This is a genomic window from Brevibacterium sp. ACRRH, from assembly GCF_022346365.1.
Classification (GTDB): Bacteria; Actinomycetota; Actinomycetes; order Actinomycetales; family Brevibacteriaceae; genus Brevibacterium; species Brevibacterium paucivorans.
Genome location: NZ_JAKRMN010000013.1, coordinates 23,716 through 44,402, shown reverse-complemented (window position 1 = coordinate 44,402; position 20,687 = coordinate 23,716). Strand labels below are relative to the sequence as shown.

15 protein-coding genes and 1 pseudogene are annotated in these 20,687 nt (G+C 62.2%); 3 read left to right on the top strand and 13 right to left on the bottom strand.

The window, feature by feature from the left end:
• Positions 1-142 precede the first annotated feature (142 nt).
• Positions 143-445 (top strand): hypothetical protein, encoded by a 303-nt coding sequence (locus tag MHX53_RS11085; protein WP_239272738.1) that lies wholly within the window; start codon positions 143-145, stop codon positions 443-445.
• A gap of 176 nt (positions 446-621) precedes the next feature.
• On the opposite strand, the gene MHX53_RS11080 is transcribed toward MHX53_RS11085, so the two are convergent.
• Complete coding sequence (locus tag MHX53_RS11080; RefSeq protein WP_035007435.1) at positions 622-867, bottom strand: phosphopantetheine-binding protein; 246 nt, start codon at positions 865-867, stop codon at positions 622-624.
• Positions 860-2,173 carry an MFS transporter gene (locus MHX53_RS11075; RefSeq protein WP_102238196.1) on the bottom strand — a complete coding sequence of 438 codons (1,314 nt, stop codon included), beginning with the start codon at positions 2,171-2,173 and terminating at the stop codon, positions 860-862. Before MHX53_RS11075 ends, MHX53_RS11080 begins: the two co-directional genes overlap by 8 nt.
• A gap of 125 nt (positions 2,174-2,298) precedes the next feature.
• Here MHX53_RS11075 and MHX53_RS11070 point away from each other — a divergent pair, with 125 nt between their 5' ends.
• Positions 2,299-5,967, top strand: a complete 3,669-nt coding sequence (locus tag MHX53_RS11070) for an ABC transporter ATP-binding protein (RefSeq protein ID WP_102238195.1) — start codon at positions 2,299-2,301, stop codon at positions 5,965-5,967.
• A gap of 245 nt (positions 5,968-6,212) precedes the next feature.
• Here the strand turns inward: MHX53_RS11070 and MHX53_RS11065 are convergent, their stop codons facing one another.
• The 5 genes and pseudogenes from MHX53_RS11065 to MHX53_RS11045 all read right to left on the bottom strand — a co-directional run bounded on the left by MHX53_RS11065 (position 6,213) and on the right by MHX53_RS11045 (position 11,769).
• Positions 6,213-7,814: a hypothetical protein gene (locus MHX53_RS11065; protein WP_239272737.1), complete on the bottom strand. Its 1,602-nt coding sequence runs from the start codon at positions 7,812-7,814 to the stop codon at positions 6,213-6,215.
• Between the two features lie 239 nt (positions 7,815-8,053).
• Positions 8,054-8,407, bottom strand: a pseudogene (locus MHX53_RS11060) (type I restriction endonuclease subunit R); the annotation flags it as partial.
• Between the two features lie 383 nt (positions 8,408-8,790).
• Positions 8,791-10,161 carry an MFS transporter gene (locus MHX53_RS11055; protein ID WP_102238194.1) on the bottom strand — a complete coding sequence of 457 codons (1,371 nt, stop codon included), beginning with the start codon at positions 10,159-10,161 and terminating at the stop codon, positions 8,791-8,793.
• Complete coding sequence (locus MHX53_RS11050; RefSeq protein ID WP_102238193.1) at positions 10,148-11,002, bottom strand: siderophore-interacting protein; 855 nt, start codon at positions 11,000-11,002, stop codon at positions 10,148-10,150. Before MHX53_RS11050 ends, MHX53_RS11055 begins: the two co-directional genes overlap by 14 nt.
• Before the next feature lie 203 nt (positions 11,003-11,205).
• Positions 11,206-11,769 (bottom strand): M20/M25/M40 family metallo-hydrolase, encoded by a 564-nt coding sequence (locus MHX53_RS11045; protein WP_272942665.1) that lies wholly within the window; start codon positions 11,767-11,769, stop codon positions 11,206-11,208.
• An 18-nt stretch (positions 11,770-11,787) separates the two neighbouring features.
• Here MHX53_RS11045 and MHX53_RS11040 point away from each other — a divergent pair, with 18 nt between their 5' ends.
• Entirely contained in the window at positions 11,788-12,012 is a 225-nt protein-coding gene (locus MHX53_RS11040) for a hypothetical protein (protein ID WP_230975980.1), read from the top strand.
• Between the two features lie 8 nt (positions 12,013-12,020).
• On the opposite strand, the gene MHX53_RS11035 is transcribed toward MHX53_RS11040, so the two are convergent.
• The 6 genes from MHX53_RS11035 to MHX53_RS11010 form a co-directional block, all read right to left on the bottom strand.
• Positions 12,021-12,269, bottom strand: a complete 249-nt coding sequence (locus tag MHX53_RS11035; RefSeq protein WP_204515852.1) for a thiamine pyrophosphate-dependent enzyme — start codon at positions 12,267-12,269, stop codon at positions 12,021-12,023.
• A 378-nt stretch (positions 12,270-12,647) separates the two neighbouring features.
• On the bottom strand, positions 12,648-13,874 hold the full coding sequence (locus MHX53_RS11030) for an IS256 family transposase (protein WP_204516130.1): 1,227 nt from the start codon (positions 13,872-13,874) through the stop codon (positions 12,648-12,650).
• A 273-nt stretch (positions 13,875-14,147) separates the two neighbouring features.
• On the bottom strand, positions 14,148-15,878 hold the full coding sequence (locus tag MHX53_RS11025) for an ABC transporter ATP-binding protein (RefSeq protein WP_239445885.1): 1,731 nt from the start codon (positions 15,876-15,878) through the stop codon (positions 14,148-14,150).
• A gap of 26 nt (positions 15,879-15,904) precedes the next feature.
• Entirely contained in the window at positions 15,905-17,647 is a 1,743-nt protein-coding gene (locus MHX53_RS11020; RefSeq protein ID WP_201612957.1) for an ABC transporter ATP-binding protein, read from the bottom strand.
• Positions 17,648-17,682: 35 nt separating this feature from the next.
• A complete protein-coding gene (locus tag MHX53_RS11015) occupies positions 17,683-20,010 on the bottom strand; it encodes an ATP-binding cassette domain-containing protein (RefSeq protein ID WP_239272735.1) in 2,328 nt (775 codons plus the stop codon).
• Positions 20,003-20,596 carry an ECF transporter S component gene (locus tag MHX53_RS11010; RefSeq protein WP_204515854.1) on the bottom strand — a complete coding sequence of 198 codons (594 nt, stop codon included), beginning with the start codon at positions 20,594-20,596 and terminating at the stop codon, positions 20,003-20,005. Before MHX53_RS11010 ends, MHX53_RS11015 begins: the two co-directional genes overlap by 8 nt.
• Positions 20,597-20,687: the final 91 nt, after the last annotated feature.

Below are 20,687 nucleotides of genomic sequence, written 5' to 3'. Positions count from 1 at the left end.
ACCCCCCCCCCCCGCCCCCCCGGGTTGTTGGTTGGTGGGGGGGGGGGGGTTTTCTTTTCCCCCGTTTTTGGGTTTTTTTTGGGGGGTGGTTTTTGGGGGGGGGGGGGGGGGGGGGGGGGTGGGGGGTGGTGCCGCGCCGGATGTGGTCGAGGGCCGATCCGAGATCGGTGTAGCCCGCCTTCGTCCAGCACTCGGCCAGCGACCACCGTTCCTGGCGTTCGGCAGCCGTGCCGGGGCCGGTGATGTCGACGGGAATGGCGTGTGTGTTGGTCTCGATGTCGATGGCGACAGGGGCTGTGCCGACGATCGCCGCAACCAGATCGCCGGAGTGGCTCCAGCTGGGCCAGAGTTCGGTTTCACCGACGATTCTTGGGCGTCCGTGCGGTCCGCCGCACTCGGAGCATGTTTGCTGGAAGCAGCACGTGTCAGGATCGCGTCCGCGTAGGCGTCCCCACAGGATTGCGGTCAGGACGCGAGCAACCAAGAAGCCGTCCCGATCGCGTCGGTGTCGAAATCGCCTCCATCGTTTCAACGCGTGGGGTTCAAGCCAGAGTTCAGCATCGAGGGTGCCGAGGGTTGCACTGGAACATACGGCAGCGAGGGTACTTGGTGCATTGCGGGTCATGTCGTCTTGGAGGCTCCTTGGAGCGCATCCCAGAAGCCGGCGGGAGTGGGTTCGTCGAGCAGTGCCATGGGGTCCACCGTCGCTCCTGCCTGCGCCCAGCGATCGGTGAGGTGCATGAGTCGGATCGAGTCCAGGCCGGCCGTGAACAGGTCATCGTCAGCGGCGAGCGGCTCGTTCGGAGAGCCGAGCGTTTCTCGGATCTGGTCGATGAGCTGGTCCAGACTTGTTGGAATGTCATCCATTGCTGTTCTCCGATTCGGGAATGGCTCCGGCTGTCGCCAGTGCTTCGGCGCGCTGTATGACCGGTCGGGCCAGGAGTGTCGCGATCGCGATACCGGCGGCGCTGACGGCTGTGGCGCCGATGGCCACCACGGTGAAACCGAGCACCCCCGCCAGAGCGATTCCCAAGCCGCCGCCGATGACCATGACGATCTGAATGAGCGTCGAGAACGCGGTGAAGTCCGTGCCCGAACTCTCGGGCCGCGTCAGATCCATCGCGATCGTGTAGAGGAAAGCGCCGGTTGCGGCGAAGGAGGCATTGGAGATGGCGGTGACGAACGCCGCAACGGCAATCGAGGTCGGAGTCAGCGTCAGCCAGATCGTTACTGCGGTACCGATGACCTGCGCGATGCCCAGCAGGACCATCGAGCGCTGACGGCCGACGCGGCTGATGAGCCAGCCGGCAGCCACGCCGGCGAGCACCCCGGCAGTGCCGCCGCCGATGACCACAATGGTTCCGATGCGGGCCTCGCTCCACCCGGCGTCGGTGAGCAAGGGCCGGATGACGTTGTAGGTGATCACGCCACCCACGACGTACAGCGGTAGTACGGCGAAGGTCCACCGAACGACGCCGGGCTGGCGGAAGAACGACAGGACCTGTCGGGTCGAGACATGGGGCGTCGGAAGGTGGTCGGTGGTCTCCGATTCACGCCACCGCGCAACAAGGATCAGCGGCAGGCCACTGAAGACGGCCAACGTCACCATGGCGGCGCTCCAACTCACGCTGCCCGAGATCAGCAGCAGCAGGCCGCCGCCGACAATCTGTGCGAAGGAGGCCCCTGCCGATTGGATTCCGTTGCCGATGCCGCGATCCTGTGGGTCTAGCAGCCGGGTTGTGGCGGCATCCGTGGCGACATCCTGTGTGCCGGCGAACAGGAAGATCAACGCGAAGACAATCATGATCGACGCGAAGTGTCGGCCCGGGTCGAGGGCTGCGAGTGACAGGGCGCCGATCGTCAGGGCCGATTGACACGCGATGATCCACCCGCGGTAGTGCCCCAGGCTGCGTGACCCGACTCGGTCGACCAACGGCGCCCAGACGAATTTCAGCACAAGGATCATCGCGACGCCGGTGGCGGCGCCGATGAGTTCGAGGGAGACACCCGCGTTCTGCGCTGCGATCAGGAAGGTGTAGTTGAACGCTGCGAGTGACAGGTTCTGCGTGCTGTAGAGACTCGCGATCAGTGCGAGTCGTGAGCCGCGAGCCATGGTTTGTGATCTCGTGCGGGAGGATCCCGCGGGATCCTGCAGGGCAGTGTTGTCGGCCATCGATTGGTCTCCTGTCGGGCAAGCGCTACGCCGGATCGGGCAGTGGCGACAACCCTAGGCGATATGGTTAGGTAAGGCAAACCTAAAGTTATGTCCGTCCAGCCCGGAGAACGAAGAGGAGTCCCATGCCTGATCACGTGCAAGCAAGCGGGCAGCAGCGCATCGCCCACACGATTGGCCGACGCAAGGGTGCCCTGATCGCCAGTGCGATCCTGGCCATCGTCGGAGCATTGCTGGGGCTGGCGCCGTATCTGATCGTCCACCTCGTGGCGACCGAACTCTTCCTGAGCGACGAACCGGATCGTTTCGCGTTGATCACGCTCGCGGTCTGGGCAGCGCTGGCGGTCATCGCCAAGGTGGTGTTCAAGGCACTGGCCAACGCTGTGTCGCACAACGCCGCCTACCGGATCCTCGCTGATCTCCGCGTCGCGCTGGCCGAGCGGTTGGCCCGCATGCCGCTGGGCCGCGTTCGCGCTCGAAGCGCTGGTCACCTCAAGAAGGTTCTGCAGGACGATGTGGAACAACTGGAGCTCGGCCTGTCGCATGCCATCCCCGACATCGCCGCGGCGATCGCGGTGCCGGTGGCAAGCATCATCGTCATGTTCATCATGGGCTGGCAGGTCGGTGTGGCGGCTGTTCTCGTGGTCGTGCTGGCTGTTGCGCTGATCGTTTGGGGAGTCAACCGTTCTGCTGGGTTCGCCGAGCAGGAATCGACGATCAAAGCCGACCTCAACACCAGCGTCATTTCGTATTTGCGCGGAATGCGCGTCCTGCGCGGCTTCCTGGCGGGGCGGGCCGGCCACGGTGCCACCGATGCCGCTATAGCGGCGACCGCAGATATCGAGAACCGGAAGGAGGCCCGGGGCAAGTGGCAGGCTGTGGCCAGCACGGCGCTGTCGTCGAGTCCGGTTCTACTCATCCTGCCCGTCGGATTGTGGTGTACCGCGCAGGGCATCATCAGCCCGGCGACGCTGGTGTTCTTCCTGCTGGTGGGTACTGGCTTCGCGCAACCACTTATGGGTCTGCTGATCAGCCTCGCGGTCCTGCAGTATCAGGTCGAGGCCGGGTTGAAGAACATCGCCGAGATCCTTGACGAACCCGATCTGCCGGTGCCGAACGAAGCCCATGAGCCGGAGGGGTTCGCTCTGGAGTTGCGCAATGTGTGGTTCCGGTACGACGACGATGAGCCCGATGTGCTCTCCGATGTGAACCTGGACATCCCGGAGAACACCTCGTTGGCAATCGTCGGCCCCTCTGGGGGCGGCAAGTCGACGCTGCTCGGCCTGCTGGCTCGGTTCCACGATGTCTCCGAGGGCTCCGTGCGCCTTGGTGGTGTCGACGTGCGTGATCTCGACCCGGTCGAGCTGATGCGGCGCGTCGCCTACGTCCAGCAGGACGACTACCTGTTCGCCGACACCATCATGGAGAACATCCGCATGGCTCGCCCCGGGGCCAGTGACGATGAGGTGATCGCCGCGGCCGACCGGGCGCGCGTAAGCCAGTTCGTCGCCGAACTGCCCGAGGGCTGGCACACCGTCCTGCCCGCCGGTGGTGGTCAGCTCTCGGGCGGACAGCGTCAGCGGCTCTCGGTGGCCCGGGCCCTGCTCAAGGGTGCCAAGATCGTGCTGCTCGACGAAGCGACTGCTTTTCTGGATGCGGAGAGCGAATCGGCTGTGAACGAAGCCCTTGCCGAGCTCCGCGCCAGCGCCACGATGATCACGGTCGCCCACCGGCTGGGCACCATAGCCAGCCATGACCGTATCGCCTACCTCGCCGAGGGGTGCATCGTGCATTGCGCCCCCCACGACGAGATGATGCAGGACTGCCCAGACTATGCCGAACTCTGGTCGGACTACCTGGATGCCCAGGGCTGGCAGTTGACCGGTGGCGCGGGCGAAACCGGCATCCACGCTGACCGTTCCGAGCGCTCGAGCGATGCGTCCGACATCGACAGGTCGGCGAACCGTGACCGAGAACTCGGTGAGACGCCTCGTGTCCATGGTCTGGGCTCCATGAATCCGGTACGGCAGTGGCTGGCGATGCTCGGCCACCAACGCCGCGACCTGTGGCGTGGTGGGCTCTGGCTCATCATCGCCGACGGCATGCTCACCAGCGCACCCATCGTGGTCGTGGTGCTGGCCCTGCTCGATGTGCTCGGTGGTGAGCCCTCCGCGGGGGCCTGGTGGCGTCATGGCCTGATGTTGCTGGGGATCTTTCTGCTGCGATGGTTCATCGGCGTTGGGCTGGCCAGCACCTGGTGGCCGAAGGCCAATCGGGCCTGGATGCAGTTGCGTCGCTCGGTGCTGGGACATCTGCGTCGCATTCCGTTGGGTGAATACGACCGCCTCGACGTCGGGCGGACAGCGACGCTCGTCGTGTCTGACCTGCCGCTGGTCGACTTCATCAATCTGCCGGCGAAGATCATCGTGGGCCTGCTGCAGCCGCTGCTGGCAGCCGTGGTCCTGTTCATCTTCGATTGGCGTCTTGCCGTGGCTGCACTCGTGGGCGTGCCAGTGTTCGGGGTCCTGCTCTGGGTCTCCGATCGAGTCGAAAAGAATGTGCTCACACGTGTGATGCAAGTGCGTTCGCGCGCCAGTGGCGACCTCCTCGAGTTCGTGCAGGGCACCGCTGTGATCCGAGCCAATCCCGACGCGCCCCAAGCGGGTCGTTATCGCGCCACCGTCGAGGAGCTGCGTCGCCGAAGCGTCGCCATGGCCGTGCGTACCAGCCCGCTCACATCGCTGGCGTCAGCCGTGCTGGAGTTGGGATTCGCTGCGCTGATCTGGGTGGTGTGCCTGCGGCATCTCGATGGGGGATTGCCCCAGCAAATCGCGCTGCTGATGCTCGTGGTCTCGTTGAGTCTCTACCGGCCCTACCAGGAAATGTTGGAGCTCTCGAGCTACCGACACCTGCAGGGGCGCATCGCCGAGCACATCGGCGAGCTGTGGGACATCGAGCCGCTACCTGAGGGCCACCTCGAAGCTCCCGTGCACGCCGAGAACGGCGTGCCGGTGGAATTGCGTGATGTCGGCTTCTCCTATCGCGACGGTCACCGGGTGCTCGACGGCGCCAGCATGATTGCTCGACCCGACACCGTCACTGCGCTCGTGGGCCCGTCGGGTTCCGGCAAGTCCACCGTCGCCAACCTCGTCGCCCGTTTCTGGGACGTCGACGATGGATCGGTACGGTTCGGTGACACCGATGTGCGGGACTTGACCTCGGCAGGGCTGGCTGCCCAAGTGACAACCGTGTACCAGGACGTCTACCTGTTTCCCGCGACCGTGCGCGACAACCTCACAATGGGGACAGCCATCAGCGATGACAACCTGTGGCATGCTCTCGAACTTGCCCAAGCACATGATTTCGTTGCCGCCATGCCCGGCGGACTCGACGCGATGATCGACGAGGCCGGTGGAAACCTCTCCGGTGGCCAGCGTCAGCGGCTCTCCATCGCTCGTGCCCTTGTCAAGGACGCCCCGGTCCTACTGCTCGATGAGGCCGTCGCGTCGGTTGATCCCCGGACAGAGGTGCGCATCCAGCGAGCCATCTCCTCGCTAGTCGCCGGCCGCACGGTGATGATCATTGCCCACCGGCTGAACACCATTCGCTCCAGCGAATGCATTGTCGTGCTCAGCGAACATGGCGTGGAAACAACGGGCACCCACGAACAACTCCTGAGCAGCAGCCCCACCTACCAACGGCTGTGGCGTGCCCACGAGTTTGCCACGGCCTCGGCCGGTGTGGTTTCAACGCCTGCTTTTCCAGTCGGAGATCCAGGGAAAGACCCGCGTTGACGTGGTCCACGGAATGGCCAGCTGGCCTGGATGCCAAAGACTCGCACAACTGGTCACGATGGATACAAGACCCCAGTGCGGAGTGGTGCTATCCGATAGCGCCGAGACCGGCTATGAACTGGGAATTCGTACCGTCGCCGTCGTTTGGAGATTAGGCTGCTTAACCGTTGAGTGTCCGGCACGCCGCTACCCCGGCTGTCTTCCGTAGAGGGGTGAACCAGTCGGGATTTCGCGCGCAGCAATTGCTACTCCTGGTCGACGTCATCCTCTTCATCGTCTTGAGGCTGTGTATCCTTCTCAGCCTGGTGGCGAAGCTCCCAGTAAACAAGGTCGGAGATCTCTTTAATGATCTGGCCCTTACGATGAGCGCTTTCGAAGAACTTCTCCATGATGTTTTGCTGGGAGTCCTGGTGATCGAGCACCGCATTCGTGACGGCAGTTTCGATCGTCTGCGACTCACGAAACTGCTCCTTGGTGTTTGCGTTGACCTGATCCTTAATCTCTTCATTCTGAACCAGAATCGTGACGACGCCCTGTCCCCAAGACTCCACTGAACCAGGGTCAAACTCTTCGTCCTCAAACAGGGAATTGATGTTGTTCAGGGTTTCTTCCCAGGCCACCAGGTGCGGGTCGCGCGAACGTCCACCGCCAACTCCCATCGGGTTGAGCTTCTCGCCGTCGCCGCCGAGTGAAATAGCTCCTTCGCTCTGGCGCGTCTGCTTGATGAGGGTGAGCTCGATGTTGTTAAAGTCCAGCTCTTCTGGAGTCTTGCGACCAGTAAGTCGCGGTCGTAGTAGCCGGAGGAACAGGGCGAGGTTCTCGAGGTCGGTGTCCTGATAGTCGACAACCTGAGACAGGAAATCGTAGAGGCGCACGAATGAGCCAACGTCCTTGCGGAAGAGGTCAAGCTCGTCAATCTCGGCCTTTGTGTTGTCGGCCAAGGCTGCGACGTAGTGGTCATTGAACCGATCAGCGGCTTGCTTCAGCGGTGCAGTGTGCTTACCGTGCTTCTTCTCGATGATGAATGCCTGCGCGAAGGCATCCACGTCATCCTTCGTATAGATCCCGGCAATTTCAAGCTTCCGCGCAAGGTCATGCACGAGGTCTGGGTCGGTAGTTTCAATGATTTCGGCAGTGCGGTAGTACGGCAGGAGTGCGTCGAGGATCGTGTCCGTGTCGTTGACGAAGTCAAGAATGTACATGTTGTCTTTACCCCTCGACGGCAGGGTACGGTTCAGACGGGAAAGCGTCTGGACCGCTTCGATCCCGTCAAGGCGTTTGTCCACGTACATCGCGAACAGCAACGGCTGATCAAAGCCCGTCTGGTACTTGTTGGCAACAATCAGAACCTGGAACTGATCGCCCGCGAACGCCTGTGGAATCCCGCGCCCGCGCAGGTCAGGGTTCATGTTCGTTTCTGTATATGGCTCCTGCACTCCGGGCACGAAATCATCAATCTGCTCAGCGGTTAAGCTTCCGGAGAGCGCCACCAAGGTTCCCAATGGGTAATTGTGTTTCTCAACATAAGCATCGATTGCCATCTTGTACTTCAGCGCAGCGGCTCGGCTCGAGGTCACCACCATCGCCTTAGCGTGTCCATCGAGGAGCTCAGCAACATTCTCGCGGAAATGCTCGACGATGATCTGAACCTTCTGAACAATGTTTGCCGGATGCAGACTCACCCACCGCATGAGGCTCTCTTTCGCGGTGCCCTCATCGACGAGATCTTCACCACCAACAGCACCACCAGCTCTCTGAGCGAGCTGGAAAGCCGTCTCATAAGTCGTGTAGTTACGCAGCACATCAAGGATAAAACCCTTCTCGATGGCCTGCTGCATCGTGTACACGTGGAAAGGCTGTGGCAACCCATCCGCACCAGGGCGCCAAACATCTCCAACGACTTGCCCTTCGGCGTAGCAGTAAATGCATGGAGCGAGATGTTCTGAGCTGTCGCCCGCGCTGCCATCTCACCGGCAAGCACGTCCTCGACGCTTACCTCGCCACCGCCCTCGAGGGCTTCGACCTCTGCTTGTGAAAGAACCTGTCGCAGCTTCTGAGCACTTGTACCGGTCTGAGATGAGTGCGCCTAGTGCGCGATTACCGCAAACTTGCGATCCGTGAGCCCACCCTGCTGCGCAAGCGCCTCAAGCACTAACGGGAAAGTCTGGAACGTGACGATGATGATGAGCTTGCCGCTACTCAGTTCCTTGGCTAACAGGTCCGATTTTGAGGTAGCTGACGCTTTACAAACCTCGTCAGCGTTAATCGTTTCGACCAAACCCCTCGTGCCCTCAATTGCCTTGATTGCCTTCTGAAGCTGGTCATCGAGCACGGTACGATCTGTCACGACAATCACCGAATCAAAAGTCTTCGAAATATCGGCGTTGTGGAGGTTCGCCAGCCCGTGAGCCAGCCACGCGATCGAGTTCGTTTTTCCTGATCCTGCAGAGTGCTAGATCAGGTACTTACTACCCGCCCCCCTCAGCGCTCGTGGTCTCGAGCAAACTAGTGACGGCCTCCCACTGGTGGAAGCGCGGGAAGATGATCTGCCTACTACGCGAGCGAACACCAGTGATTGGATCGACCTTCTCAGTGATCTGCAGGAGTATCACTAGGACTGGCTCACCGGACCCAATCCGGGCTACGGCTTTGCCGGCGGGACCTATCCGTCTTCCACGCTGACGGATGAGGACCACATCGAGGCGATCCGCGACTTCCTCGCCGAGATCGACCCGGAGACCGGTTACCTCTCAGACGACTGAAGCCTCGGCCGGCACGACTTGGCCCTGCACCCCGCCGACGGAACACGCGCAAGCGCCGGGTTCAGCGTTCACGTTCCTTCCGGTCAGGTGCAGTCGCGCTGAGAGCGGTGCTGACGACCGATTCGGGCCCCGCAGCGGCCGACTCGACCGGCAGCACGGCGCGACCGGCGCCGTGGTTGAGCGTCTGCGTCCGGTATCGCCGCTGGTGCCACACGGTCAGTGCCGCGCCGATGGCGTAGAGGATGCTCGAACCGACGAACACCGACACGTAGCCCAGCTGGCCGGCCACAGACAGGGAGACCGCGCCAGCGCCGAAGGACACGAGCATGGCGAACGAGGCGAGCGTGGTGTAGTCCGACCCAGCGCTGCCCGGACGCGAGTAGTCCATGTTGATCGAGTACACGATGATGGAGCCGGCGGTGTAGCCGAGGAAGAACACGATCGTCACCGCGACGATGTAGACCGTGGATGCTACACCCGAGATGACGGGGAGGAACGCGACCATTCCGATAACCGCCAGTGCACAGCCGACCAGCAGGACGCGCTCCCTGCCGAAGCGCTGGATCAGCACCCCTGTGCCGAGGGCGGCAGCTGTCCCGCAGACACCAGCGAGCAGCGTAGTCAGGGTGGCTGTCTCTTCGGCGCTCCAACCTTGGTCGATGAGGCTCGGGGTGATGAGACTGTAGCCTGCAGTGAGGCCCATCCACGTTATCGGCACCACAAGCAGCATCCAGATCCCCGCGCCCCGCTGGCGCACCACCGTCCAGATGGTGTTCACCGAGATCCGCGCGGCCCACGCCTCGGCGCTGGCTGGGGGTTCAGGGCTCACGGCGATCAGCAGCGTCGGCAGGAGGGTGAGCACAGCAAGAGTCGCGAGGGCGGCGAACCAGCCGGCCCACCCGTAGATCACGGTCGTGAGTCCGCCTCCGACGATGAGGCCGATGTAGCTCCCGGCAACCTGGACGCCGTTGGCGAATCCGCGTTCATCACTGCGGATCGAAGAGATCGCCAAGGCATCGGCCGCTACGTCCTGCGTCGCCGAGAGGAGGATGTAGACGGCGGCCAGCAGCAGGAAGACCCCGAACTGTGCGCGCACATCCGGCAGGCAGGCGATGACCGCAAGGACGCAGGCGAGAAGCGGCTGAAGAACGAGCAGCCAGCTGCGGTAGTGGCCCCCGGCCCGGTTGCGGCCGAATCGGTCGACCACTGGTGCCCACAGGAACTTCACCGCCCAGAGCATCCCCAGGGCACTCACGGCTGCCATCGATTCGAGTGCGACCCCTTTCTCGCGGAGGATAGCCGTAGCGCCGGTCATGAGGAACCCGATGCCGAAGTACTGGGAGGCATACAGCGCAAGAAGCAGCAGGAAGCGCCGTTCGCTGAGCCGGGTTTTCGAGGATCCGTTGCGGATTCGTGTGTCAGAGGCGCGCACGACCAACCTTCCAGAAGCCCGAGCTCATCACCTGACGGCGGGGGACATCGCATTCCTTGACCAGGAAGCGCCGTCCGAGCGCGGCAGTCTTGGCCTCGGCACACACCCATCCGTAGTCAATCCTGCCCAACTGCTGCTGGCCGAGTTCAGCGGCGAGCGCAGAACCGGGGTCGTCTCCACCGCGGCACACGACGGCGATGCCGGCTTCGCGCGTACCCGGCAGGACATGGTCCTCGCTCGGCACCTCGACGATCGCACTGAAGCGTAGCTCGGGGTCCGATTTGTGAGCGGAGAGGATTTCGAGCACACCGGGAAGACCGGTCTCATCGGCGATCAGCACGTGGTGCCCGACATCGGGAGCACTGCCGTAAGGCGCGGTCTGAAAGCGCAGGCCGACCGGATCGCCAGGTTTCACCCGTGTGATCCAGCGGGCGCCGGGACCGTCGTGTCCGCGGCTGACGATGTCGATGTCGATCTCAGCGAGCGCCGCGCGATGTTCGCGCACTGTGTACCACCGCAGATCGGGGCGGGAGGCCTCCGGAATGCGCGAGAGAGTCGATCGTGGGTTGAGACCTGCGTAGTCGGGCATCTGGAGGCCCTGCCCGGGCGGCGGCATGAAGAGACCCACATACTCATCCGGACCCATCAGCGCCACGTCTGAGATCTCCGGGGCTGTGATCGTGACGCGGCGGAACGCCGGCGTCAGGTCGGTGACGGCGGTGACGCGAGCGGAGAACTGGGGGCAGTGGTCGCGCTCCGGTGGCAGCGCCATGGACCGCGAGTAGACCGCACGGATCGTCGACTTCGCGGTGCTCTCAAGCAGATTGCCTCGTTTGGACATGTAAGCCTTTCTTAGGTTAGCTTAACCTTAAGAGGGATCGTACACCGGAACCCACGGCGATGTCGACGCGACCGCGAGCAGCTTCTGGCGCTGCCTGGACAAACGGAATCCCGGAGGCCAGCAGCCTCCGGAAGAAGCAGGAAGCGGCGAGGATGCACCTCGCCGCTTCCGCATGTCGTTCTGTTCGAGCCCCTATGCCAGCATTAGCCGTTCCCGGCCTCGGCCACCACCGCGGGATCTGTCACGATCCGTCGCAGCACCTCGGTGAGGTGGTCGAGACCGGCGAGCAGGTCGTCGTCCTTGGTGAACTCGTTGAGGTTGTGCGAGACGCCTTCGAAACTCGGCACGAACAGCATCACCGTCAGCACAAGGTCCTTCATGTTCGTCGAATCGTGACCGGCCACGGTCAGCACCTCGCCATGGGACAGGCCGAATGCCTTGGCGACGGAACGCGGTGCCCTCCGGCTGGTAGGGGTTCTGGTCCCAGGCGTGCTCGTGGACGATGTCGATCTCGACAGCGACGGTCTCCTCCACCTCGGCGATGCTCGTCCGCAGCTTCGCAGCCGCGCTGTCGATGACCTCCATGCTCGGTGAACGCAGGTCGAGCAGGATGCGGGCCTCGCTGGCGACGACCGGGGAGTTCGGGTAGACGGCGATCTCACCGACCGCGGAATGCAGAACGCCCTCTTCGTAGTCGTCGACGAGCTCGCGGGCGGCAACGATGAGCGTGGCCGCCCCGAGCAGCGCGTGACGCCGTCCTCGTCCATGTTGCGGCCCTGCTCGACGTGGATCTCGGCATACGCGGCCAGGTCGAGTTCGACCGGCCCGAACTGGTTGCCGATCTCATCGCGGACGACCTTCATGCCGTGGCGCTGCAGGAGCTCTGCGAACCAGCGGCGCTGCTGGCCGTCGGGCTCGGTGGCCTCCTGCCGGTCGACCCCGTGGGTGCCGGGCACCGCACCGAAAGTGCAGTGGACGTTCCAGTCGGCGAGGAATGCCTCAGCCTGTGACGTGTGTGTCATGGTCGGTCTCCGTTCATTACCCCGGCCGGCACCTCCGGGGAGGGGGCGCGCAGCGTCGGGTCGGTGATGACGTGCAGCAGTGCACCGGTCGGGCTCATCAATGCCCGTTCGACAGTGTCGACGATCTCATCGGTCGAGCGCACGGTTTCGCCGTGCAGACCGTAGGACTGCGCCATGAGCGCGAAGTCCGGGTTCGTCAGTAGTTCGCGCGCGTTTGTATCCAGCGTTGCATGAAAGTTTCGCACAAGTGGTCACGATGGATACAAGACCCCAGTGCGGAGCAGGGCCATCGAACAGCTTCGATACCGGCGATGAACTGGGATTTCCGGCTGCCGCGGACGTTTGGAGATTAGCCTGCTGTACCGCTGAGTATCTGGCACGTCACTACCCGGATGGCGTCCGTAGAGGGGGTGAACCAGTCGGGATCTCGCGCGCAAGAATAGACGCGGGGTCTCGACAAATGATGCGGGTAGCACCTCTACCTGTAGACGATACCGCTTGCTATTCGTTCTTGCAGGTGGGCCGACGACCATCTGCACTCCTAGTCAACTACAAAGCTTTTAGCAAGTTGGGGGTCAAGTCCCTTGTAGTGGTGTAACGGTGTTTTCCTCTCGTTTGGGGTTTTAGCCTGCGAGTGCGGGCATGTCGGCATCGGTCGTGGTTGTGGGTGTGGTGATCAGGTTGAGGCGGCTCTTGGCGAGGACTTCCAGGCCGAGGTAGCGGCGGCCTTCTGCCCATTCATCGGTTTGCTCGGCCAGGACGGCGCCGACGAGCCGGACAATCGCTTCCCGGTTTGGGAAGATCCCAACCGCATCGGTGCGGCGCCGGATCTCGCGGTTCAGCCGTTCGGTGGGGTTGTTCGACCAGATCTGCTGCCAGACCTCGGTCGGGAAGCTGGTGAACGCGAGAATGTCAGCGCGGGCGGCATCGAGGTGGTCTGCGACGTCGGGGAGTTTCTCGGCGGTGTAGTCCAGCAGCCGGTCGAACTGGACGTGAACAGCATCGGCGTCAGGCTGGTCATAGACGGAGTGGAGCATGGCCTTGACCGCCGGCCACAAGCTCTTGGGAGTGATGCTCATCAGGTTCGCGGCGTAGTGAGTGCGGCAACGCTGCCAGACGGCACCGGGCAGGTTCGCCGCGATCGCTTCCACGAGGCCTTGGTGGGCGTCGGAGGTGACCAGCCGGACCCCGGACAGTCCTCGGGCGACCAGATCGGCGAAAAACTCGTTCCAGGCCGGGCCGGTCTCGCTCGTGGCGACCCGCATCCCTAAGACTTCGCGATGCCCGTCGGCGTTGACCCCGGTCGCGAGCATGACGACCGCGTTGACCACACGACCTCCCTCGCGAATTTTCATCGTCAACGCGTCGGCGGTCACGAACGTGAACGGCCCAGCATCGCCTAGTGGACGGTGTCGAAACTCGGCGACGTGCTCGTCCAACTCGGCGGCCATGCGAGAGACCTGGGACTTCGACAGCCGGTCGATTCCCAACGTCTTGACCAACTTGTCCATCCGGCGAGTACTGACTCCAGCGAGATAGCAGTCGGCAACAACAGTGATCAATGCGGACTCGGCGCGCTTGCGACGCTCCAGCAGCCACTCAGGGAAATAGGTGCCCTGGCGTAGTTTCGGGACCGCGATGTCCAAGGTCCCAACACGGGTATCGAGAGGCCGGTGGCGGTAGCCGTTGCGCTGGGCACGTCGGTCAGGATCTGGGCGGCCGTACTCGGCACCTGCAACCGCATCAGCATCCGCAGACAGCAACTCGTTGATCACAGTCTGCAACAGGTGACGCCTCGGCAAGCAGTTCGCCAAGCAGCCCGGCAGGGCGACAATATGGGTAGCGGTCATCGTGTGGCCTTTCGCGAGTGAGTTGTAGGGGACGAAACTCGAGGACCACGCGGTGACCGCCCTGCTGTCCAGCACGACCACCCCGCTACACCACTATGAGGGACTCAACTCCCTTGGTGATTAGTAGCGCCCTCGCTCATCAGCGAGATGCTGTTCGCAAATGATCCCACTAGCGCCATGTTCGCGACAGCACCACGTGTGCCAAACGTGTCGAGGTACTCCGATTCGAGCTGTGGGTTTAGGGCTTGGCGCCTGGCACCGGGACCGCGTCCGCTAATCTGAGGTGTGTCTCAGCTGCCAACGATACGACGCATCGGCGGCAGCCACGAAATCGTGGAACCGTCCGGGCCGACTAGACAATTCCTTAGGCGTGCCGGTTTCGGCGACGATAGCACCATCCGCTAAGGGTTCGAGGAAGACCACCTGATCGGCGCTATCTATGGTGGATAGTCTGTGCGCTACCACGATCACAGTGCGGCCCTCAGATAGTTGACTGATGACGTCGCTAATCGCCGATTCATTCTCGCCGTCCAGCGCCGAGGTAATCTCGTCGAGCAGCAGTATCGGAGCATCCTTGATGAATGCCCGAGCGATTGCCACTCGTTGGCGCTCACCTCCAGACAGGCTCTGCCCGGCAGGCCCCACTTCGGTATCCCAACCGTGAGGCAGCGCCTCAATCACCCGATCAAGTCTCGCCTTGCGAGCTGCCTCTTCCAACTCGGCGTCCGTCGCATTGGGACGGGCAATCCGCAGATTCTCCCGGATCGTGGTGTCAAACAGGTAGGTGTCCTGGAACACCATCGAGGTCAGCTCCATGATCCGCGTGGTTGGAATCTCGCGCACGTCCACCCCGCCGATGGTCACGCTACCGGCGTCGACATCCCAAAACCTTGCGGTGAGACGCAAGATCGTCGACTTCCCGGCCCCTGACGGCCCCACTAGTGCGGTGACTGCTCCCTGCGGGGCGGTGAGCGAGACATCGTCTAGGACAGGCCGGCCTGACTCGTAGGAAAACGACACTCCTCGGAAATCAATCGACGTCCCACGCGGTTCCCGTGCCTGCTCGGAATCAGGTTCGGCAAGTGGCGCGGCATCAAGGATTATTCCCATCTGGCGCAACGCCACTGCGGCGTTATCGACCTCAGATGCGTAGAGCGCGGCTTTTGTGAGCGGCAGCAGCATGCGCGCACTGACCGCCGCGATCACCAGATACGCAATCGGGTCCAGACGCGCTCCGGTCACGAACGACAGCCCCAAGGCGAGCACCACCGCGAAAGTCACGTTAGCGATGAGGTTGAATCCTTGGGCAGGTCGGCCCTTGATCCGAAGCCCGGCCAACGTCGCCTCAGAGTCGGCTTGCAGAGTCTCTTGTACGGGGTCCCACGACGTCGCGGCACCCGTGGCTCGAAGCACCGGTTGTAGCCTGGCGAACTCAATCAACCGGCCGGCTGCGGCGGCCGAGGTACGGTCTTCCATGTCATTGGCTCTGGTTGTTGCCGCCGACATTTTCCGCCACGTGAGAATAAACGGCAAGATCGACACTGCCATGACCACAGCTAACGGCCACTCAATGAATGCGGTGGCAACGAGCATCACCAACGGCACGATGAAGGCGTTGCACAGGTTCGGGATCACCATTGATGCCAGATGCGACAGGGTGTTGATCTCCTTGGATGTCGCATTAGCCACGTCCGCTTCGCGTTTGGCATTAAACCACCCAAGCGGCAGCTGCAAGACATGATCTGCTACGCGATCAATTAAGGTATCGCATACTTCATAGACGCTGATCCGATAGGAGCGGTACATCGCGAAGGTGTCGACCGTCACCGTGATCGCGCCGAGGATGGCAACGACGACGAGCCAGGTGCCAAGGGTTTCAGAGCGGGAGAATAATGCCCGAAGGAAGGGGATCATCAACGCCAGTGTGATGCCTTGTAGGACAGCGGAGAAGGCGAACCAGCCCACCAACGTACGCAACTCGGCCCTGTTGACGACCCTGATCATTAGTTTCCACATGAGCGTGTCTCTCCTTAGGCCATGTAATGGAGTTCTTGGGCCCGCCACATCTCGCTATAGGTCCCCGCTTGGTCGACCAAGTCCTCGTGCCTACCACGCTGAGTGATGTGGCCGTCCTCAATCACGAGGATCTGGTCGGCGTCTCGGATGGTGGCGAGTCGATGCGCGATGATGATCACCGTGCGCCCGGATGCCAAGGTGCTGAGCGCTTCGTGGATCGCACGCTCCGACTGGGGGTCTGCTTGCGCGGTGGCCTCGTCGAGAATCAAGATCGGCGCATCCTGCAAGTATGCTCGCGCCAGGGTGATGCGTTGCCGCTCACCGCCCGAGAGGAAGCCACCAACCTCGCCAAGCACGGTGTCATACCCCTCGGGCAGACGCATAATGCGATCGTGGATGCATGCCGCACGGGCTGCTGCCTCGACCTCGGCGCGCGTTGCCGACGGTTTCGACAGCGCGATATTGGTATGGACCGAATCGTTCGACAACGTTACGTCCTGTAGGACGATCGCGACGCGGGAAAGTAGCCACGAAAAACTCGCCTCGCGCACATCCACACCGCTGATGCGTACCACGCCATCATTGACGTCGTAAAAGCGCGCAATTAGCCGGGCCAGTGTGGACTTCCCTCCGCCCGACGGGCCCACCAGAGCCGTGACCGTTCCGGGCTCAGCCGTAAAGGAGACACCGTGCACAACGGGCACGTCAGGCTCGTAGGAGAAGGAAACCTCACAGACCTCAACTTGGCCGGGGTTTGGGCCCTCTTCTTGGGTGCGGCTGCCTTCGGGCATGGGTTTCTCGGAAAGCAGCTCTGCCGTGGTGCGAGCCGCCAGCTGCGACTCATAGATATGCTGCATCAGACCGACTAGCACCGTGAACCCCTCCGGGATACCGGGAGCGATCAGGAAGAATGGCAGCGTCGCCGACAGCGTGCTCCAATCCTGTGCGACGAATAGCGCCGCCAGTAACGCGACCGTGACGAAGACCGTGGCTGGACGCAGTAGCGAACCGAGCAGACTAATCGCTCTGCCGGAGCGACGAACCCAGTCGAAGGAGATGGCAGAAAATTGCTGGCGAGCGGCGTTAAAGCGCGTTCGGGTCGCATCGGTGGCCTGGAAATTCTTGATCTCCTTAATGCCCTCAAGCATTTCGACGGTGGCTGCGGCCAGTGCGGTCTGGGCATGTCCGAATCGCTCGGTGATATCGCTATAGCCGCGCATGGTCGTGCTGACGATGATCATGATCGCTACGGCCCACGTTCCAAAGAGCGCGAGCGCCAGTCGCCAATCGACCCACACGAGATACCCGAGGCCTACGACCATCGAGACCACGGCGTTGGTGACATCACCGGGAACATGCGCAACGAGAGTATGGATGGCTGCGGTATCGTCACACACCATCTTGCGGATGGCCCCGTGCGGCACCTGCGAGACCCTACCCAAGGGCAAACTGCCCAGCGCTTGGACCACATTGCCGCGCAACCGATGTCGGAGCTTGGCTTCTGCCTCGTGGGTGACACCCAATCCAAACAGGTAGAGCAATTGGCCCACGAACAGCGAAAGCACCGCTATCACGGCCCAAACCCACGGCTTTCCGGTCCAGCCGGTGCGCACCTGCCCGTCAAGCCAGATCGCGGCCATGTTGTGTAAGGCGACGAACGGCACCAGCGTGACGATAGCGCTTAAGGCTGTGAGGACTGCGGAAAGGACCATCGCGCCCTTGGCCGGGCGGATTAGTGCGGCGACGGAAATACTCACATCAGGCTCCTGTCGAGTCGAGTCTTTCGAAACGTTCATTGGCGCCACCACCACAGCAACGCAGTAACGGCCCAAAGGAGGCCCACCAGGCACCAATCTCGCACCTGCCACGGTGTGTGTTGGAGTTCCGTGCGCCGCGGATAGGCGCCAAAGCCACGTGAATCCATCGACAGGGCAACCCGTTCGCCGTGCTGGACGGCGAGGATCGCCAGCGGCACGAGGGAACCCACCCATCGAATTGCGGGCGCTAACGGCCCCCATGATGCCCCAATACCCCGCAATGCCCGCGCTGTGCGCAACAGCTGGAAATCTTGCCGGAAACGAGTGACGAAGGCGACAGCCGCAGTTCCCGCCGCAGTGACCCGATAGGGAAGCTTGAACGTCGTCGTCAACGTGCGAAGCAGCGTTTCCGGATGAGTGCTGATGCCTGAAAGCAGCATGAGGGACAACAGTGCCCCGGTGCCGCTCGCTGCCGCAAGCTCGCCACCGTGATTGTAGAGTGGGCTGACCTCTTCAATGGTGTAGTTGTAGCGGAACACCGGCAGTAGCACAGCTGCGATGACCCAGGGTGCTAGCAGTGACATGACCGTTCGAGCGCGACTCGCTCTCGCGGCTACCATGGCCAGGCTCGCTGCGATGAGCACTCCAACATTGACGGCCGGGTCCTTGCATACGAACACCATGACCATCGCCGGGATTAGCGCCAATAGCAACGTCACAGGATTGAACGATGAGAAGAGTCCACGGGGCACGGACGGCGAAGGCGGGTTCGCTGGTGCTGCGGATGCGGCGTTTTCACGAGTTTCGCTAACGGCAGCAGGTAGCGCGATGATGTGGCTGCAGCGTGATAGGGCAAGTTCTAGGTCGTGGGTGGCCATGATGACGGTTCTGCCCTCAGCGCGCAGTTCGTCGATGAAGGCCATGAGTTCGCAGGTATTCGCCCAGTCCTGGCCGTACGTGGGCTCGTCAAGGACAATCACATCGCGGCTCTCGGCGACCATCGTAGCCACCGATAGTCTACGAATCTGGCCGCCTGAGAGAGTCAACGGGTGTTGGTCTCGATACTGGGAGAGATGGAATTGCTCCACAATAGCCTCGGCTTTAGACGCGGAAACATCCCCCGTGGAGATTTCGCCAGCCACGGTGGAACAAACCATCTGATGTTCCGGGTTTTGAAACACGTAGCCGACCTGGTGCCGCCCTCGCCGCACAACCTCTCCGCAGACCGTAGCGCGTTGTGCCTTTGATGGTATGAGACCCGCCAGCGCCGCGAGCAGGGATGTTTTGCCTGCGCCATTCGGCCCTATAAGCGCGATAAACTCGCCACCCCGTAGCCGCATAGAGATAGCTGGGGAGCGTCCGGGAACACAGAAATCTGCCAGCTCTACCGTGGCGCTGCCTCCACCGTCGAGCGTGTCAATCGCATCGATGGTTTCCCATCCTGCTTCGGTGCGTCGCTGATATTGCACCGAATCACCACAGATATCCGTGATGCGGGGAACTCGAATGCCCGCCTGCTCGCAGGTCAAGGCGTGGTGCGGGGATTCGTCGCGTAACGCACGGGGCAGCCACACTCCGCACGCCTCAAGTTCCGCGGTATGGCTGAGAAAAACCTCATGTGGAGTTCCCTGCGCGATCACCGCGCCCTGCGCGTTGAGCGCTATGACGTGATCGCACAGGGGTAGGACCGGGTCGAGGTCATGGTCGATCACCACGATGCCCACGCCATCGCTAACCAGCTGTTGGATGACGCTGTAAAACTCGTCCGTGCCTTGCGTGTCAATAGTCGATGTTGGCTCATCGAGGACAAGTAAGCGGGGCTGTATAGCCAGTGCTACTGCGATCGCTAGGCGCTGGCGTTGGCCGCCCGATAATCTCCATGGGCTCTCCCACAGCTTGGTCTCCAGACCAACCGCAGCCAATGCCTCGCGTACCCGTCGATCAATCTCAGGAACAGGCAGGCAGAGGTTCTGCAGCGCAAACGCGACATCGTCATACACCGTACGGGTAATGACTGCGGCATCCGGATCTTGTCCCACGTAGGCGACATTGGTAGCGATCAACTGGACCGTGGCGTCGGCGATTTCGGCGCCGGCAATTTGAACGCTGCCGGAGTATTCGGACGGCAGACAGTGGGGCACAAGGCCGCACACGGCTCGGACGAAGGTAGTTTTACCGCATCCAGAGGGCCCAATGACGGCCGTTACCTGACCGCTCAGGTGGACCAGGCTTGGACGTTGCAGCACCCACCGGTCCTGACCCAAGTAGTGAACGGAAAGATCCTCAACCGCCAGGAGCGCCCGCGCGGACTCGCTCACAGACCGTTGCTCGCTACTCAAAGTGGAGGCCAGCCTTTCACTCACGATGGTCTACGCCTACGCCTGCATTGTTGAGCAAACGGGTTAGTCCGACGACGGCCAAACTGCCAATGACGGACGACGTGACTCCCACCAGCACGATCAGTCCCGATACCGAGATTCCCACCGCGTGCTTGAGCAGCGTGAGGTACAACAGGCTGTTAAATGCCCCGAAGAATGCGGCGGAGATCAGATACGCCCACCACGTCCACTTTCGGTACAGCATCAACGCCATGGGAAACTCAACCAGGAGCCCGCCAATGACGTTACCGACAATCGCGGCAGGCCCAGTGGGAGTAGTAAATACGCTCACAACTCCGATGATCAGCGCGGCCAGCAGCGAAGCGCCCGGCCTTCGCACAACGGCCAGAGGAAGGAGGTAGGGAATGACCCAAAGTCCGAGAAGGGACACCCCGAGCCAGACTGCGCTCTGCGAAGCCGCACCCGCCGGCGCGATGTAGCTCAGTGGGATGAGGATGATGAGGCCGACCACCGACAGGGAGGCCACCATCATGAGATTTCGGGTACCTAGAATTGAGTCGGTTAATCCCCCGCGAGCTGAGCGTCGAACTGTACCGGATCGGTCTGTCACAGCAAACCTCCTTCCACTTAGGTAAGCCTAACCTAACTCCCGACCGGGGTCAAGTCCCTTGAGCTAGACGTTGAGCCTACGTAGAGACGCA